Source organism: Lachnospiraceae bacterium JLR.KK002 (genome assembly GCA_036941025.1).
Lineage (GTDB): Bacteria > Bacillota > Clostridia > Lachnospirales > Lachnospiraceae > Petralouisia.
On sequence record JAYMNP010000001.1, the window covers coordinates 3089584 to 3107211 of the forward strand.

Sequence of the window (17628 nt, forward strand, 5' to 3'; positions counted from 1 at the left end):
TCCCAGACAGGAGGCCCCGCCTGTCAGCAGCAGAATCAGACTGATTTGGATTTTATTATAACCCAGCTCAAAATAATACTGTTTTTAAAATGCCGTACCACCAGTTCCCGGACACCTCCCGTTTCTTTTCCGGAAGAACCGCAGGGTATCTCCGTCATAAACGATACCGGAAGCAGAGCCAGCACTCCAATTGCCAGACATGCACTGTAGCATGAAAAATAAGAATATTCTGCCAGAATACCGCCCGGAACCGTGGCAATCCCCTGAGAAATTTCTATTACAACATTTAATTTACCATATACGCCCATACAGTGTTCTTCCCGGCCCAGACATTTCATACTGTCATAAACCAGCGCCTCTTCCGAGCCTGAATTGAAATTATTTCCCAGGGCCTGCATCATAAAACTCAGGGCAAACCAGCCAAAAATACTGGTTGCATGATATACCCCCTCCAGTATTCCGATTTCTGCCAGACTCATCCCGCAATATGCCAGATACAGCACCCATATGGAACTTTGCATATTCAGATTTGTAATCAAATACCCATACAAGCATGGCTATTTTCCTCATTGCTTGCGGGAATAAACTTCACCTCCGCGAGCTGCGCATAATTATTTAATCCTGTAAGGCAAAAAGAGTCTGGCCGCCGCGCAGGGGCCAAACTCATCTGGAATTACTGCAAATCTTATCTTTCAGAACCTTCTGACGTGGTGGTTTCACAGGAGCAAAATCACTGAATTTTTCTGAAAAAGGGCGCAGTAATCCTGTAAACATGAATTTTACATGTTTTTGACATGGGACTGCTGCTGCAAACCGGAACATACCCTAACCTGTTCATTTTGCACTCTCCTTTTCAGAATATTGATTCATTATAACATTTCCTTTACAAATGTACAATCGGTTTAAATTGTAAACTAATATATTTTTTTAGTTGACATTTTGTCAGCCTGCTATTATACTTGTAAGCACATAAAAAATTTTGGAGGATATTTATGAAAAAAACATCGTCAGACACAAAAAACTCTTTTTCTTCTCCCACCGGCTTTTCGGTCCGCCAGATTGCTGTCATCGGCCTTATTACTGCCGTTACCTGTATTCTGGCCCCCTGTTCCCTTCCCATTGGGCCGGTGCCCATATCCCTGACAAACCTTGTCATTTATTTTTCCCTGTACGTTCTGGGCACCAGGGACGCAGCCATCAGTTATCTGGTCTATCTGCTGATTGGTCTGGCCGGCCTGCCTGTTTTTTCCGGGTTCACCAGCGGACCGGAAAAACTTTTCGGCCCCACCGGCGGCTATCTGGTGGGCTTCCTCCCTATGGCTGTTATCGCCGGGATTTTCATTGAGAAATTTGCTTCCAGCCGTATGCTCTGTCTGACCGGAATGATTCTGGGAACCATTGTCTGCTACGCCTTTGGAACCGCATGGCTGGCTGTTCAGGCCGGTCTGGACGTTAAGGCCGCTCTGTTTGCCGGAGTTATTCCTTTTATACCGGGGGATCTTATAAAGATGGTTCTTGCCATGACTGCCGGGCCTCAGATTCGGAATCAGCTAATCCGGGCCGGCCTTCGTTCCTGAAAGAAAATTGTTGACAAACCTCAAAAAGTATGTTATTATGCCATAGTGATGTCGATGCGTGGCTCAGCTTGGTAGAGCGCTGCGTTCGGGACGCAGAGGTCGCAGGTTCAAATCCTGTCGCATCGATTATATGGTACAGGACAAAAGTGCCGATTTCCTTTCATATGAGGGATTTCGGCACTTTTTCTATTTTCATATTTCCTGTTTTAATTCATCCAGGCCACCTGCTGGGAAGTTCTCAGAGGAAATCTCCTGCACTGGCAGCCATTCAGATTTTCCCGGTTCATATTTACTGCAGTAATCTGGCTGTTGGAATAAGTCTTATAATAATAAATTCCCTTATCTGCATTGATACAGCAGGCATACCTGGTAATCTCATAACGTTCTTCCGGAGTAACCACACTTCCTCTTACCATAGCCACCGAATCCAGCATATGGAAAAACTGAGAAATACTGCTCTGCTCATCCTCCTCACAGACCGAATTCATACTCAGGTAAGAGGCCTTTACGAAACGGGAGGCCGGAGAAAAATCCCCAGGCAGGCCAAAGCTCCCAAGTCCCTGCCCAAAAGGCTGCAAAGTGGAAATCCGGTTAAAACAGTTCTCAGGCTGGCCTGTAATCAGATTCTGATACTGACAGATATTTGTCATCTGAAACGGAAAAGACGGATTGTTTGACAACACTCCCACAGAATTTTCAAAAACCTCCAGCCCGCTTTTGGTGGACTCCAGTACAATAGAAGATTCCCTGTCTGCAATATGCCAGTGCAGAGGCGTCAGAGGTATTTCCTCACTGAAAGGAATCCCGATTAAACGTGTGGACGCCAGAAGTTCTCTGGCCTCCTCCACAGAAGCACACTTTCCCAGAATCCAGTACACCAGTTCAAAAGGAGAAATACTGGCGCTGCCTTCCTCCTCTTCCATGGGATAATACGCGCTGTCAGGAAAATTCAGCCCCGCAATACAAAGTCCCTTCTCATTTACAGCCTCCGCATACAGAGGAATTCCTTCTATCACAGAGGCCATTCCCAGCATGGCATAATGCCGGTGCAGCATTCCCTCCTTCCGAAACTGAAACGCAAAATTCCGCGGCGTAAACACCACGCACTCCTGAAATCCTTCTGCCAGATCCATGGTACGCCCAAAATAAAAATCCTTTGTTTTCATCGAAATACTGGTACACATCGCATCTCCTTTTCCGCCCTTTTGACAGGCCAATAACCTTATGTTATGCTTTATCATATCCAGAAACTCTTTTAAATATGAACACAATTATTGCAGACACCTGTGATTACCGGAGAATAACCATGAAATCATCTGATGAAAAAGAATATTCCCTGTCTGAACTTTGCAGTATTCTTTCCATTTCTCAGGCTACCGGACGGAACTGGCTCAGACTGGGAAAAATTTCTCCCACCGCAGAGCGGAAAGGAAAACCGTATTTTTCCGTCACATATACCGAAGCACTGCTGACACAACTGAAAGAGAAACACAGAAACACTCTGAAATCCAGGAGAAATAAGAAATATATCACCGGAAGCAGCATGTATCGAAATTATCTTCCGGCAGACTCCCCCAATCTGCCTTCTGTCGAACACATACTGGAACAACTGTCAGGCTTTTCCCTGACAAACAGTCAAATCCGGGCAATCCTGGCAGAATGTGCTCTGCAGCTTCTGTGCCCCGCCGAAAACCGGAAACCGGAAGTTACGGAACCCCTTCTGTTTCCTTTTCTCAGAGGAACGCTGCCCCTGGGCGAGTACCAGGTGCTGGTTCACGAGCTCTTAACAGGCACAGAACCGGCCTCCGGTTTATTGTCCCCCCGGCAAAACTCCGGACATTTATCTGCATTCCCTCCGGCAGACATTCTCAGGGAGATTCCCTTTACCGTTCTGCCGGAAAAAAAAGCAGACATACTGGGTATGATTTATATTTCCCTGAAAAATCTGGGAGAACGGAAAGCAGCAGGCTCCTACTACACCCCTGTTCATATTGTGAAAAAATTAATAGAAAACCTGCTGTCAGAACTCCCTCAGGAAAAATCTTTTCTCATTCTGGACCCCTGCTGCGGCACCGGAAACTTCCTGCTGCAGCTTCCGGACAGTATTGCGCCGGAACAGATTTTCGGATTTGATATTGACGCCGTCAGCATTTTCATCGCCCGAATCAACATGGCCCTGAAATTTCCGCATACCCCTGTTTCCGGAATCCGGGCACAAATCCGCCTGCAGGACTTTCTTCTGGATGAAGATTCCCGCCGGTACCATCTGATTCTTGGAAATCCTCCCTGGGGCTTTCAGTTTGATGAGACTACTGAAACATTTTTAAAAAAGAATTTCCGGACTGCCGTAAAAAAACACACGGAATCCTGTGATGTTTTCCTGGAACAGGCATTGAACCGGACTGTCCCGAATGGTACCGTTGCATTCGTAATCCCGGAAGCAGTGCTTCATGTAAAATCCCATCTGCCTGTCCGCAGGCTGATTGCAGCGCAGACTCATATAGACCGTCTGGAATATCTGGGAAATGTTTTCCACAAGGTACAGTGCCCGGCCTCTATTTTACAGATAACAAATACCGGACTGCCCCTGGATACAAAAAGCATGAAGATTTCCGGCCCAAATCAGGAATTTGAAATACGCCTCAGCCGCAAAGTAAATCCTGAAAATTTTAATTTTCATATAACAGATGAGGCCTGTCTGTTAATCGAAAAAACAGAACGGCAGCGCCACATGACATTCCTGAAAGGCCAGGCAGAATTTGCCCTGGGAATCGTCACAGGCAATAATTCCGCCCTGCTTGGGCACAGGAAAACCACCCATAACGAAGTCGTACTCAAAGGCGCCGATATTCAAAAATATAAGATTACTCCCCGGAACAGATATCTCTCCTGGCAGCCGGAAAACTTCCAGCAGTGCGCCCCTGAAGCCTGCTACCGGGCAAAAGAAAAGCTGCTGTACCGCTTTATCGGCAGTCAGCTCGTATTTGCCTATGACAATGGACAGAGACTGTCTTTAAACAGCTGCAATATTTTAATTCCGCAGATTCCTCATCTGGACATCCGTTATATTCTGGCTGTTTTAAATTCCAGAACTGCCCAGTTTATTTACGAGAACAAATTCCGTTCACTGAAGGTATTGCGGGCCAGCCTGGAACAGATTCCCATTCCCCGCATTCCGGAGCAGGAACAGCAGCACATGATTTCCCTGGCCGAAAAGTTAATGCAGGAAACAGATTCCCAAAGATGGATGAAATATTATGAAGAAGCAGACCGGAGCATCGCCCTGGCTTATGGGCTGACGGAAGGAGAATACCGGATAATCCAGGTTTCCTCCGAAGAAATATTCAGTTAATTCCGGATATTCTGTGATTTTACCATAATAAAAAGTTTTTTTTATTATGAATTCAAATATTTCTTTGAATGCTTTTGTCCGCATCTGCACTCTGTTGCGATAAAACTGTAAAGAATAAAAGAAAAAGATTGCAAAATCAGAAAAATAATACTAAAATATATCTGTTGATGATAATTCTAACAATAAAGGAGAAAATAATATGAGCTATGTTGATGAAGTATTAGAACGCGTAATTGCAAAAAACCCGGCAGAACCTGAATTTCATCAGGCAGCAAAGGAAGTTCTGAACTCTCTGCGCCCGGTGATTGAAGCAAATGAAGAAACATACCGCAGAGAAGCCCTCCTGGAACGTCTGACCGAACCGGACAGACAGTTCAAATTCCGTGTGCCCTGGGTGGATGATAAAGGCCAGGTACAGGTAAACACCGGCTACCGTGTACAGTTCAACAACAGCATTGGACCTTACAAGGGCGGCTTAAGGCTTCATCCTTCCGTAAATCTTGGAATTATCAAATTCCTGGGATTTGAGCAGATTTTCAAAAACTCCCTGACGGGCCTTCCCATCGGCGGCGGCAAGGGCGGTTCTGATTTCGACCCCAAAGGAAAATCCGACCGTGAAGTTATGGCATTCTGCCAGAGCTTTATGACAGAGCTCTGCAAATATATTGGCGCAGATACCGACGTTCCTGCAGGAGATATCGGAACAGGCGCCAGAGAAATCGGCTATATGTTCGGCCAGTTCAAGAAAATCCGCGGCACTTACGAAGGCGTACTTACAGGCAAAGGTCTTTCCTACGGCGGTTCTCTGGCACGTACCGAAGCTACCGGATACGGCCTGCTGTATCTGACTGAAGAAATGCTCAAATGCAACGGACACGATATGAAAGGCAAAATTGTCTGCGTATCCGGTTCCGGAAATGTGGCAATCTATGCAACTCAGAAAGCACATCAGTTAGGGGCAAAAGTGGTAACCGTCAGCGACTCCACCGGATGGGTTTATGATCCCGAAGGTATTGACGTGGCACTTCTGAAAGAGGTAAAAGAAGTAAAACGCGCGCGTCTCACCGAATATGCGGCAGCAAGACCCAGTGCAGAATATCATGAGGGCAGAGGCGTATGGAGTGTAAAATGCGACGTGGCGCTTCCCTGCGCAACCCAGAACGAACTGCTGTTAGACGACGCCAAAACACTGGTAGCAAACGGATGTATTGCAGTTGCTGAAGGCGCAAACATGCCCACCACACTGGAAGCAACCGAATATCTGCAGCAGAATAAGGTATTATTTGCACCCGGAAAAGCTGCAAACGCAGGTGGCGTAGCTACCTCCGCACTGGAAATGAGCCAGAACTCCGAACGCCTGAGCTGGACCTTTGAAGAGGTGGACAGCAAACTTCAGAGTATCATGGTAAATATTTTCCATAACCTGGATGACGCTGCAAAACGTTACGGCAAAGAAGGCGACTATGTGGCAGGCGCAAATATCGCCGGATTTGAAAAAGTGGCGGAAGCCATGATTGCTCAGGGTGTATAATCATTCCAGGCGTATGCCGGGAAATAATATCAGAATACTCATAAAAAACAATAAGCGTATGACATCTTTTCTGTAAACTGAAATCGAAAGGTTCTTCCGGGATTTTATTTCATCACGGAAGAACCTTTTTCCTGTCCGGCAGAATGCTAACACTCCATTCGGAGTATATACTCCTGCGTACCTTCCTCCGGGCTGTTTTTCCCCTGTAAGTACAAAGCCATGTCTTTCATAATCATTCTGAAAAATATTTCTGTAATTAACTCGCTTTGAGAAAATCAGTATTTCCGCTATTCCTGACCTTTTATGAAATAGCCGCCTCGGCAACTGCTGTCAGTAATCGTGAGTCTAACCTTCCCCATCTCAGTCACCTCTGAAAAGTTGCTGTCCATATTATTAAAATATATCAATCTCTCTTAACAGTCCTTTTAATATAAGCATTTGCTTCGGCGTAATCATAATTCCCTTACCATATCTTGTATGGTCCTGATTCCATATTCTTATATCATAAACCGGCTCTCTGTTATTCCACGAAATGAAATTTAATTCTTTTACCCAACCATTATTTGATTTAGACAAATCACCTATATGCCTGTAAATAACATAGTTTTTCAAATATAAACAACCTCTTTTCCATACGGCATCAGATTATAACTTCGATTATACCACGTTCATGCTCCTTTTACCACAAAAGCATAAGGCACAGCAATCACCATACTCCGTACCTTTTATCGCTCCGGCGATTTCTCAATCTTCCATTTCTGCCCTTTCAAATCATTCTGCTTCTCATACAAACTATTGCGCTCTCTACAAAGTTCTTTCATGCGCTCCAACTGCAGCCGCACTCCCTCCCGGCAATCCGGCTCTATCTTCCTGTATTCTCCGGTCAGACTACGGATTGTATTATTGTTTTCTTTTATACAATTGCTTTACCCAAATCAAAAATTGAATACCATAAATTCGATACTTTATAACACATTATTTTCAAAAATTTACTACAAACTCTTGTCATAAATTTGTAAATGTGGTAATATACTAAAATAGAGATAGCTATATTGATTATGGCTGAAAAACACTCATGCGCATATGTGTATGGGTGTTTTTTACTTTCCAAAATAGTCTGTACTACAATTTTTATTTCCTGGCACCGCTTTCCACTTTTTTCTGCTGCAAAGTTTCAAAAAGGGCTTTCCGATTTCTCGGAAAGCCCTGTAAAGTCTGACTTTTTACTGATTATTCAACGATAGAAGCCACACGTCCGGAACCTACGGTACGTCCGCCTTCGCGGATAGCGAATGTAAGACCCTGCTCCATAGCGATCGGATGAATCAGCTCAATGCTCATCTCTACGTTATCGCCAGGCATACACATTTCTGTACCTTCCGGCAGGTTGCAAACGCCTGTTACGTCAGTTGTTCTGAAATAGAACTGAGGTCTGTAGTTGTTGAAGAACGGAGTATGACGTCCACCTTCATCTTTTGTCAGAACGTAAACCTGAGCGGTAAATTTGGTATGGCATGTTACTGTGCCGGGTTTTGCAAGAACCTGTCCTCTTTCGATTTCAGTTCTCTGAATACCACGAAGCAGTGCGCCGATGTTATCACCAGCCTGAGCCTCGTCTAACAGTTTACGGAACATTTCGATACCGGTTACAACGGTTTTCTTGGTCTCTTCTTTGATACCAACGATTTCAACTTCTTCATTTACATGGAGAACACCACGCTCTACTCTACCGGTAGCAACGGTTCCACGACCTGTAATGGTGAAGATATCCTCGATAGGCATCAGGAACGGCTGATCTGTTGCACGCTGAGGATCCGGAATATGCTCGTCAACTGCTGCCATCAGTTCCATAACTTTGTCGCCCCATTCTCCGCTTGGATCTTCCAGAGCTTTCAGAGCGGAACCTTTGATAATCGGGCAGTCTGTGAATTCATATTCTTCCAGAATCTCAGTAATTTCCATTTCTACCAGTTCCAGCAGCTCTTCGTCGTCAACCATGTCACATTTGTTCATGAATACAACGATGTAAGGTACGCCTACCTGACGGGACAGAAGGATGTGCTCTTTGGTCTGAGCCATAACACCGTCAGTAGCAGCTACTACAAGGATAGCACCGTCCATCTGAGCAGCACCGGTAATCATGTTCTTTACGTAGTCAGCATGGCCTGGGCAGTCAACGTGTGCGTAATGTCTGTTTTCTGTTTCATACTCAACGTGTGCGGTAGAGATGGTGATACCTCTTTCTCTTTCTTCCGGAGCTTTGTCGATGTTTTCAAAATCGGTAGCTTCGTTTCCTGCAACTCTTTCAGATAAAACTTTTGTGATAGCCGCTGTTAAAGTTGTTTTACCATGGTCAACGTGACCAATGGTTCCGATATTACAATGCGGTTTTGTTCTCTCAAATTTAGCTTTAGCCATTTTATAACGTCCTCCTTAATTTCTGCCCTCCTGGGCTTTCTTAATTGAATACAGAATTCTAATCAGCTATTTATGATTATATTCGATAATCACCGGATTTTCAAGTGTTTTCTATGACTTTCCATGTCACTGCCGGCAAATTGTGTTACTGTTCACACCCTGCGGGTGTTCCAGTAACTTCCGGCAAGGGAATCAAAAACCTCGCGCGAATAAACATCAGTCTTTTGCGGTGATTACTTTTTCCTGAACACTCTTCGGTACCTGTTCGTATTTTTCAAAGAACATGGAATAGTTTCCGCGTCCCTGTGTTCTGGAACGTAAATCTGTGGAATATCCGAACATTTCAGCAAGAGGCACAAATGCGCGCACAATCTTGCCGCCGCCCAGGTCGTCCATACCTTCGATACGTCCGCGGCGGGAGTTGATATCTCCGATTACGTCGCCCATGTATTCTTCCGGCATGGTTACTTCCACTTTCATAATAGGCTCCAGCAGTACCGGTGTTGCTTTCTTCATGGCCTCTTTAAATGCCATGGAACCGGCAATATGGAATGCCATTTCAGAAGAGTCCACTTCATGGTAGGAACCGTCGTATACGGTAGCATGAACGCCTACAACCGGGAATCCTGCCAGAATACCGGCTTTGGTAGCTTCCTCAATACCTTCCCCTACTGCAGGGATATATTCTTTCGGAATAGCGCCGCCCACAACTTCGGAATCAAATTTGAACAGTTCTTCTCCGTTGGCGTCCATTGGCTCAAATCTGACTTTACAGTGGCCATACTGTCCGCGTCCGCCGGACTGTTTTGCATATTTGTATTCCTGATCGATTGGTTTGGTAAATGTCTCTTTGTAAGCAACCTGAGGCGCACCTACATTTGCCTCTACCTTGAATTCGCGGAGCAGACGGTCAACGATAATCTCCAGATGGAGCTCGCCCATACCTGCGATAATGGTCTGTCCTGTCTCTGCATTGGTGTGTGCGCGGAAGGTGGGGTCTTCCTCTGCAAGTTTGGCAAGAGCCTCGCCCATCTTGCCCTGTCCTGCTTTTGTCTTGGGCTCGATTGCCAGCTCAATAACCGGTTCCGGGAACTCCATGGACTCCAGAATTACCGGGTGCTGCTCATCGCAGATGGTATCTCCTGTAGCGGTAAATTTGAATCCTACTGCTGCCGCAATATCACCGGAGTAAACTTTATCAAGTTCCGCCCGCTTATTTGCATGCATCTGAAGGATACGTCCCACACGCTCTTTTTTATCTTTTGTTGCATTCAGTACATAGGAACCGGAATTCATGGTACCGGAATACACACGGAAGAATGCCAGCTTTCCTACGAACGGGTCTGTCATAATCTTAAATGCCAGCGCTGAGAATGGTTCTTCGTCTGAAGAATGTCTCTCTACTTCATTGCCTTCCATGTCTGTTCCCTTAATTGCAGGGATATCTACCGGAGAGGGCATATACTCAATTACTGCGTCCAGCAGCTTCTGAACGCCCTTATTCCTGTAAGCAGTACCGCAGCATACCGGAATAGCCGTACATTCGCAGGTTCCTTTTCTTAAAGCAGCTTTCATGGCTTCCACTGATGGTTCTTCCCCTTCCAGGTACTCCATCATCAGGTCGTCATCCAGCTCACATACTTTTTCCACCAGTTCCGTACGGTACAGTTCTGCGTCTTCCTTCATATCATCCGGAATATCTATAACTGAAATATCATCGCCTTTATCATCATTATAGATATAGGCTTTCATTTCAAACAGGTCAACGATTCCCTTAAAAGAATCTTCCTTACCGATGGGCAGCTGAATGCAGATTGCATTCTTACCCAGACGCGTTTTAATCTGTTCCACTGCTCCGTAGAAATCAGCTCCCAGAATGTCCATCTTATTGATAAATGCCATTCTCGGTACGTTATAGGTATCGGCCTGGCGCCATACGTTTTCAGACTGAGGTTCTACCCCGCCTTTTGCACAGAAAACGCCTACGGCGCCATCCAGTACACGGAGTGAACGTTCCACTTCAACCGTAAAGTCAACGTGTCCCGGAGTATCAATAATATTGATACGATGCTCCAATGCACCTTCTTTCGGCTTACAGTTTTCCTGTAACGTCCAGTGACATGTTGTAGCGGCTGAAGTAATGGTAATACCTCTTTCCTGCTCCTGCTCCATCCAGTCCATGGTGGCAGTACCTTCATGAGTATCACCAATCTTATAATTAACACCGGTATAGTAAAGAATACGCTCTGTCGTGGTAGTTTTACCAGCGTCAATATGAGCCATAATACCGATATTTCTGGTTCTCTCTAATGGATATTCTCTTCCAGCCAAGGTTTTTTCCTCCTAAAAATGTTAAAAACGATAATGCGCAAATGCTTTGTTTGCCTCTGCCATTTTGTGCATATCTTCTTTTCTCTTTACAGATGCACCCGTATTATTTGCCGCATCCATAATCTCATTTGCCAGCCTTTCTTCCATGGTCTTCTCGCCTCTCTTGCGTGAGAAAAGAGTCAGCCAGCGGAGCGCCAGGGCCTGGCGTCTGTCAGGTCTTACCTCAATCGGCACCTGATATGTTGCACCGCCGATACGTCTTGCTTTTACTTCCAGTACCGGCATAATATTGTTCATAGCCTCTTCGAATACTTCGATTGCCGGCTTGTCGGTTTTTTCTGCAACTCTGTTAAATGCTCCATATACAATTTTCTGAGCTACGCCCTTCTTACCATCCAGCATAATGTTGTTGATAAGTTTAGTAACCACTTTATTATTGTACAGTGGATCTGCTAATACGTCTCTCTTCTGAGTATGTCCTTTACGTGGCACGTCGCTTCCCTCCTTAATCATTTTCTGATTTTCTCGATTAATTCAACGGTACTCACTGTTCTGTGTTCGTGCGGAAATCTGTCTGTGCGGAAAGCCTGCTGCTTTCCGTCTGTTTCTATGCGTCAAAAAGAATGTACGCTCTCGCGGTTTCCAACACTAACCATTGTGATACTATTGTCTGCCATAAATTTCAGGTTATTTCAGATTATTTTTTGGCATCTTTTGGTCTCTTTGCACCATATTTGGAACGTGCCTGGCGTCTGTTTGCAACGCCTGCGGTATCCAGAGTTCCACGGATAATGTGATATCTGGTACCTGGCAAGTCTTTTACTCTTCCGCCCCTGATCAGAACAACGCTGTGCTCCTGCAGGTTATGGCCTTCACCCGGAATATAGCTTGTCACTTCAATTCCGTTGGAAAGACGGACTCTGGCGATTTTACGAAGAGCAGAGTTAGGTTTCTTAGGAGTTGCAGTTTTCACTGCGGTACAAACACCTCTCTTCTGGGGTGCAGAAGTATCCGTTGGGCGTTTCTTTAAGGAGTTGTATCCTTTCTGTAAAGCCGGTGCGGTAGATTTCTTTGTAGATGTCTGTCTTCCTTTTCTTACTAACTGGTTAAATGTTGGCATTCTTTTCACCTCCTGTAAAATTATAAGTGCATATCAATATGCACGCTAAATCATTATATAAGGATAAAATCGCCATGTCAAGGACTTTTTCTAATTTTTCCCGGATTTTCCATTTCTATTCATCCTTCTCCGCAACAGTTCCGGAAATCCTCTATGTTAAAATGTTTTCTCTGCGCTATCCATTGGAAACACATCGCCCCATTTTTCTTTCTCATAGTCAATATAATGCTGCGTTTCCCAGTCCGGAGCAATCCCTTTCAGCGTAACCAGGTGGGATTCCACATAAAGCTGCTCCCCATCTTCCAGTACCAGTGGCAGAAGAGATATTTCCTCATGAAAATCATAATAGCGATAAATCTCTCTGTCTGTAAATCCAATGGCCGGTCCTGAAAAAATAAGGGGAAGAAAGCTGTTCATTTCTACGACTCCCCGCATAATATAAGAAATTTTTTCTCTGTCAGCCAGTTCTAAAATTTTTCTGTTAAATTCATTATACAGGTCTAACAGCAACAGCTCCTGATTTTCCAGATCAGACAGATGAATGGATTCTTTTTCGGCCAGAGGATGACAGCGGGCCATTACGCCATACAGCGGAGTTTTTGCAGCTTCCATCGGAGCTTTACCGGCCTTTATCATGACCGGCGTATTCCCCGTAGCGGGGTCTGTGGCAGCCATGTGCGGTGCGGGAGACGCATCCAACATTCTGCTGAACTATGTTGCTTTCGGCCCGTTTTTCGGCCCGCATATTGCATTTGCCGGAGGCGTAGCTGCTTCTGCTTTTGCCCGAAAAAAAGGCATTACGGAAAACGGAGCGGATATCGCCACTGCACTGGGCGGATGCAACGAGCCATCTGTTCTCCTTGTGGGCGGTATTTTCGGCGTAATTGGTTTCCTTTTTAAAGAACTTGTCGTTGCAAATCTTTTTGCAGGAACCATTTCCAACCGCCTGATTACCGATGCACCCGGAATTACTGTGTTCTGTTCTGCAATCCTGGTCCGTCTGGTCTTCGGCGGAAAACTGAGAACGGGAACAGAAGTATTCAGTAAAGGAAAACCTCTGGCAAACACGCTGATTATTGCCATTGGTTACAGTCTGGTTACAGGCGGAATTTATACCGGCGCTATTCATTCCGGTGTACCGGCAGAAGGATTTGGAGGAGCGTATCCCACCCTGATTTTCGGACTTGCAGCAATTGGCCTGATTTTTGCAGAAATCGGACAGCCTTTCTTCGGCTGCCACCATATTGTAATCATTGCCGCTGCAACTGTGGTACAATGCTATGCGTCCTCAGGAAATCTCTGGCTGTCATTGCTGATGAGCGTGGTATTTGGCACAATTGCTTCTCTGCTTGCCGACTTTGAAGGTCATTTTCTGAACAGCGGATCTGATTCGCACGTTGACCCGCCGGCATTTGCAATATTTATTATGACATTTGTTGTCAATGCCTGCTTCCCCGTTTAAGACATTCGCAGACTTCTGAATTATGTATGGTAACTTTTATGTTTCCCGGAATAACCTGAATTGCCCAGGTTCATTTCAAAAAGGCCGCCCTTTCTGCTGCTATGGAAAGAGCGGCCTCTGCCTTTATCTTATGTTATTCTGTTTCCAGCACTTCTGCTTCTTCTGTTTCGTCCAGCTCCTCAAAATCTTCCCCGAAATCTTCCTCCTCCGGTTCCTCTTCTTCCGGCACGTAACTGAAATCCAGCATTTCTTCGTCAAAGTAAATACTGTCCATGTCATTTACATCGGTGGAAAGGCGGATGTCGCGGTAACGTTTCATACCGGTTCCGGCAGGAATCAGCTTACCGATAATTACGTTTTCTTTCAGTCCGATCAGCGGGTCAACCTTACCCTTGATGGCTGCCTCAGTCAATACTTTTGTGGTCTCCTGGAAGGATGCTGCGGACAGGAAAGAATTGGTGGCAAGTGAGGCCTTGGTAATTCCCAGCATCACCTGTTTGCCTTCTGCCGGCTCCAGTCCTTCTTCTTCCAGACTCTCATTGGTGTCCTCATATTCCAGTATATCCACCAGGGTTCCAGGGAGGAATTCAGAATCTCCGTTGTTTTCAATGCGGATTTTTTTCAGCATCTGGCGTACAATCACCTCAATATGCTTATCGTTGATTTCCACACCCTGCAGACGGTATACACGCTGCACTTCCTGAATCATATAATCCTGTACTGCCCGAACGCCCTTGATTTTCAAAATATCATGGGGATTTACGCTTCCTTCCGTCAGCTCATCTCCGGCTTCCAGCACTGCCCCGTCCATGATCTTGATTCTGGAACCATAGGGAATCAGGTATGCCTTGGTTTCTCCCGTTTCATCGTTAGTTACGATAATTTCACGTTTTTTCTTGGTATCCTTGATGGTGGCAACTCCTGCAAATTCGGTGATAATTGCAAGTCCTTTCGGTTTGCGGGCCTCAAAAAGCTCCTCCACACGGGGAAGACCCTGTGTGATGTCGTTGCCGGCAACGCCGCCGGTATGGAAGGTACGCATGGTAAGCTGTGTTCCCGGCTCACCGATGGACTGGGCCGCAATAATGCCCACGGATTCTCCCACCTGTACTGCCTGACCGGTAGCCATATTGGCGCCGTAGCATTTTGCACAGATACCGTTATGGGAACGGCAGGTCAGCACCGTACGGATTTTTACTCTGTCCAGAGGCTCCCCTTTGTCATCCACTCCTTTGCTCATCACAAGGGCGGCACGTTTCGGGGTAATCATATGATTGGCCCTGACCAGTACGTTTCCTTCTGCATCGCAGATATCTTCACAGGCAAACCGCCCGGTAATACGCTCCTGAAGACTTTCAATTTCTTCTTTTCCGTCCATAAAGGCCTTTACATACATTCCAGGCGCTTCTTTTCCTTCGCAGCAGTCAATATCACGGATAATCAGCTCCTGCGATACGTCCACCAGACGTCTGGTCAGATAACCGGAGTCTGCGGTACGAAGCGCAGTATCGGAAAGTCCTTTCCGTGCTCCATGGGCGGACATGAAATATTCCAGTACGTCCAGTCCTTCACGGAAGTTTGATTTGATGGGCAGCTCAATGGTCCGTCCTGTGGTATCAGCCATCAGGCCTCGCATACCTGCAAGCTGTTTAATCTGTTTGTCAGAACCACGGGCTCCGGAATCTGCCATCATATAAATGTTATTGTATTTATCCAGACCATCCAGCAGCTCTTTCGTCAGGATGTCGTCTGTTTCTTTCCAGGTTTCCACAACTTCTTTGTAACGCTCTTCTTCCGTAATCAGACCGCGCTTGTAGTTCCTGGTAATCTTATCCACCGTATCCTGAGCATTCTTAATCAGGGCAGGTTTTTTCTCCGGCACCGTCATGTCGGAAATGGAAACCGTCATGGCCGCTCTGGTGGAATATTTATAACCCATGGCTTTGATATCGTCCAGCACTTCCGCTGTTCTGGTAGCACCGTGGATATTGATTACTTTTTCCAGAATCTGTTTCAGACCCTTTTTCCCCACATGGAAATCAATTTCCAGTTTCAGAACGTCCTCCGGATTGCTTCTGTCCACAAATCCCAGATCCTGAGGAAGTATTTCATTGAAAATAAAGCGGCCCAGGGTGGACTCCACATTTCCGTTTATTTCCTCGCCTCCCGGCATAGTTCTGGTAATGCGCACTTTTATTCTGGAATGAAGGGTCAGAGCCTCGTTTTCATAGGCCAGAATCGCTTCATTTACGTTTTTGAAGAATTTTCCTTCTCCCAGTGCCCCCGGCCGTTCCTGTGTCAGGTAGTAAATACCAAGGACCATATCCTGGGAAGGCACTGCTACCGGGCCTCCGTCGGAGGGTTTCAGCAGGTTATTGGGAGACAGCAGCAAAAATCTGCACTCTGACTGAGCTTCCACAGACAATGGAAGATGCACAGCCATCTGGTCTCCGTCGAAATCCGCGTTAAATGCCGTACATACCAGAGGATGGAGCTTAATAGCCTTACCTTCTACCAGTATGGGCTCAAATGCCTGAATTCCCAGTCTGTGAAGAGTAGGTGCACGGTTCAGCATAACCGGATGTTCTTTGATTACTTCTTCCAGAACGTCCCATACCTCTGACTGAAGACGCTCCACCATTTTTTTTGCGCTCTTAATGTTATGGGCCGTTCCGTTGCATACCAGCTCTTTCATAACAAAAGGCTTGAACAGCTCAATGGCCATTTCTTTCGGCAGGCCGCACTGGTAAATTTTCAGTTCCGGTCCCACCACGATAACGGAACGTCCGGAATAATCCACACGTTTACCCAGCAGGTTCTGACGGAACCGTCCGGATTTTCCTTTTAACATATCGGACAGGGATTTCAGCGCACGGTTTCCGGGCCCGGTTACCGGACGTCCTCTCCTGCCGTTATCAATTAAAGCGTCTACTGCTTCCTGCAGCATACGTTTTTCATTTCTCACAATAATATCCGGTGCGCCCAGCTCCAGCAGCCTGCGCAGACGGTTGTTCCGGTTGATAATCCGGCGGTACAGATCGTTTAAGTCGGAGGTTGCAAATCTTCCTCCATCCAGCTGTACCATGGGGCGTAAATCCGGCGGAATCACAGGAATCACATCCATAATCATCCACTCCGGCCGGTTTCCTGATCCCCGGAAAGCCTCCACAACCTCCAGACGTTTGATAATTCTGGCACGTTTCTGGCCCGTGGCGTCTTTTAAAGCTGTCTTTAACTCCACCGCATCTTTTTCCAGGTCAATGGCTTCCAGCAGTTCTTTGATGGACTCCGCACCCATGCCTACCCGGAAATCACTGCCGTATTTTTCTCTTGCTTCCTGATATTCTGCTTCCGACAATACCTGTTTGTACTGCAAATCACTGGTGCCTTTGTCCAGTACAATATAGGAGGCAAAATACAGCACCTTTTCCAGAGTCCTGGGTGATAAATCCAGAATCAGTCCCATTCTGCTGGGGATTCCCTTAAAATACCAGATATGGGAAACGGGAGCTGCCAGCTCGATATGCCCCATGCGTTCCCTGCGGACGCTTGCCTTGGTAATTTCCACACCGCAACGGTCGCAGACTACGCCTTTATAACGGATTTTCTTATACTTTCCGCAGTGGCATTCCCAGTCCTTGCTGGGTCCGAAAATCTTTTCGCAGAACAGTCCGTCCTTTTCCGGTTTCAGGGTTCTATAGTTAATGGTTTCGGGTTTTTTTACTTCTCCGCGGGACCATTCTCTTATTTTTTCAGGTGATGCCAGTCCAATCTTGATGGCGTCAAAGGTAATTGGCTGGTATTTTTCTTTATTCATTGTTTCCGGCATATGTGATT

At 46.0% G+C, this 17628-nt stretch carries 13 protein-coding genes, 1 tRNA gene and 1 pseudogene; 5 read left to right on the forward strand and 10 right to left on the reverse strand.

The annotated features are described in order from the left end of the window. Positions 1 to 35: 35 nt before the first annotated feature. Positions 36 to 551: a hypothetical protein gene (locus VSQ32_15030; protein MEH2944139.1), complete on the reverse strand. Its 516-nt coding sequence runs from the start codon at positions 549 to 551 to the stop codon at positions 36 to 38. Between the two features lie 441 nt (positions 552 to 992). Here VSQ32_15030 and VSQ32_15035 point away from each other — a divergent pair, with 441 nt between their 5' ends. Together VSQ32_15035 and VSQ32_15040 are read left to right on the forward strand one after the other, a co-directional pair. Further along, the gene (locus VSQ32_15035) at positions 993 to 1577 is read left to right on the forward strand and encodes a biotin transporter BioY (protein MEH2944140.1); all 585 of its coding nucleotides are present in this window, start codon (positions 993 to 995) and stop codon (positions 1575 to 1577) included. Between the two features lie 52 nt (positions 1578 to 1629). Next, positions 1630 to 1703, forward strand: a tRNA-Pro gene (locus tag VSQ32_15040). Between the two features lie 80 nt (positions 1704 to 1783). Here VSQ32_15040 and bsh read toward each other — a convergent pair. Then, positions 1784 to 2761, reverse strand: coding sequence for a choloylglycine hydrolase (gene bsh, locus VSQ32_15045; protein MEH2944141.1), 978 nt, complete (start codon positions 2759 to 2761; stop codon positions 1784 to 1786). Between the two features lie 77 nt (positions 2762 to 2838). On the opposite strand from bsh, the gene VSQ32_15050 reads away from it, so the two are divergent. Next, a complete protein-coding gene (locus tag VSQ32_15050) occupies positions 2839 to 4929 on the forward strand; it encodes a TaqI-like C-terminal specificity domain-containing protein (GenBank protein MEH2944142.1) in 2091 nt (696 codons plus the stop codon). A 199-nt stretch (positions 4930 to 5128) separates the two neighbouring features. Beyond that, positions 5129 to 6460, forward strand: coding sequence for an NADP-specific glutamate dehydrogenase (gdhA, locus tag VSQ32_15055; GenBank protein ID MEH2944143.1), 1332 nt, complete (start codon positions 5129 to 5131; stop codon positions 6458 to 6460). A gap of 393 nt (positions 6461 to 6853) precedes the next feature. On the opposite strand, the gene VSQ32_15060 is transcribed toward gdhA, so the two are convergent. From VSQ32_15060 to VSQ32_15090, 7 genes and pseudogenes are all read right to left on the reverse strand, one after another. Beyond that, positions 6854 to 7072: a PC4/YdbC family ssDNA-binding protein gene (locus tag VSQ32_15060; protein ID MEH2944144.1), complete on the reverse strand. Its 219-nt coding sequence runs from the start codon at positions 7070 to 7072 to the stop codon at positions 6854 to 6856. Positions 7073 to 7185: 113 nt separating this feature from the next. Further along, positions 7186 to 7377: pseudogene (locus VSQ32_15065) on the reverse strand (hypothetical protein). 313 nt (positions 7378 to 7690) lie between these two features. Further along, entirely contained in the window at positions 7691 to 8878 is a 1188-nt protein-coding gene (gene tuf, locus VSQ32_15070; GenBank protein ID MEH2944145.1) for an elongation factor Tu, read from the reverse strand. 216 nt (positions 8879 to 9094) lie between these two features. Beyond that, positions 9095 to 11209, reverse strand: a complete 2115-nt coding sequence (gene fusA, locus VSQ32_15075) for an elongation factor G (protein ID MEH2944146.1) — start codon at positions 11207 to 11209, stop codon at positions 9095 to 9097. 21 nt (positions 11210 to 11230) lie between these two features. Continuing rightward, positions 11231 to 11701, reverse strand: a complete 471-nt coding sequence (rpsG, locus tag VSQ32_15080) for a 30S ribosomal protein S7 (protein ID MEH2944147.1) — start codon at positions 11699 to 11701, stop codon at positions 11231 to 11233. Between the two features lie 205 nt (positions 11702 to 11906). Continuing rightward, entirely contained in the window at positions 11907 to 12329 is a 423-nt protein-coding gene (rpsL, locus tag VSQ32_15085; protein ID MEH2944148.1) for a 30S ribosomal protein S12, read from the reverse strand. Between the two features lie 156 nt (positions 12330 to 12485). Then, a complete protein-coding gene (locus tag VSQ32_15090) occupies positions 12486 to 12965 on the reverse strand; it encodes a hypothetical protein (GenBank protein MEH2944149.1) in 480 nt (159 codons plus the stop codon). On the opposite strand from VSQ32_15090, the gene VSQ32_15095 reads away from it, so the two are divergent. Next, positions 12964 to 13791 (forward strand): hypothetical protein, encoded by an 828-nt coding sequence (locus VSQ32_15095; GenBank protein MEH2944150.1) that lies wholly within the window; start codon positions 12964 to 12966, stop codon positions 13789 to 13791. The two genes, VSQ32_15090 and VSQ32_15095, sit on opposite strands and share 2 nt — an antisense overlap. A 133-nt stretch (positions 13792 to 13924) precedes the next feature. Here the strand turns inward: VSQ32_15095 and rpoC are convergent, their stop codons facing one another. After that, complete coding sequence (rpoC, locus tag VSQ32_15100) at positions 13925 to 17620, reverse strand: DNA-directed RNA polymerase subunit beta' (GenBank protein ID MEH2944151.1); 3696 nt, start codon at positions 17618 to 17620, stop codon at positions 13925 to 13927. Positions 17621 to 17628: the final 8 nt, after the last annotated feature.

Coding starts and splice junctions, on each gene's coding strand:
- VSQ32_15035 (MEH2944140.1), top strand. CDS start 993: ATGAAAAAAACATCGTCAGACACAAAAAACTCTTTTTCTTCTCCCACC.
- bsh (MEH2944141.1), bottom strand. CDS start 2,761: ATGTGTACCAGTATTTCGATGAAAACAAAGGATTTTTATTTTGGGCGT.
- VSQ32_15050 (MEH2944142.1), top strand. CDS start 2,839: ATGAACACAATTATTGCAGACACCTGTGATTACCGGAGAATAACCATG.
- gdhA (MEH2944143.1), top strand. CDS start 5,129: ATGAGCTATGTTGATGAAGTATTAGAACGCGTAATTGCAAAAAACCCG.
- tuf (MEH2944145.1), bottom strand. CDS start 8,878: ATGGCTAAAGCTAAATTTGAGAGAACAAAACCGCATTGTAATATCGGA.
- rpsL (MEH2944148.1), bottom strand. CDS start 12,329: ATGCCAACATTTAACCAGTTAGTAAGAAAAGGAAGACAGACATCTACA.
- VSQ32_15095 (MEH2944150.1), top strand. CDS start 12,964: ATGACCGGCGTATTCCCCGTAGCGGGGTCTGTGGCAGCCATGTGCGGT.
- VSQ32_15090 (MEH2944149.1), bottom strand. CDS start 12,965: ATGATAAAGGCCGGTAAAGCTCCGATGGAAGCTGCAAAAACTCCGCTG.
- rpoC (MEH2944151.1), bottom strand. CDS start 17,620: ATGCCGGAAACAATGAATAAAGAAAAATACCAGCCAATTACCTTTGAC.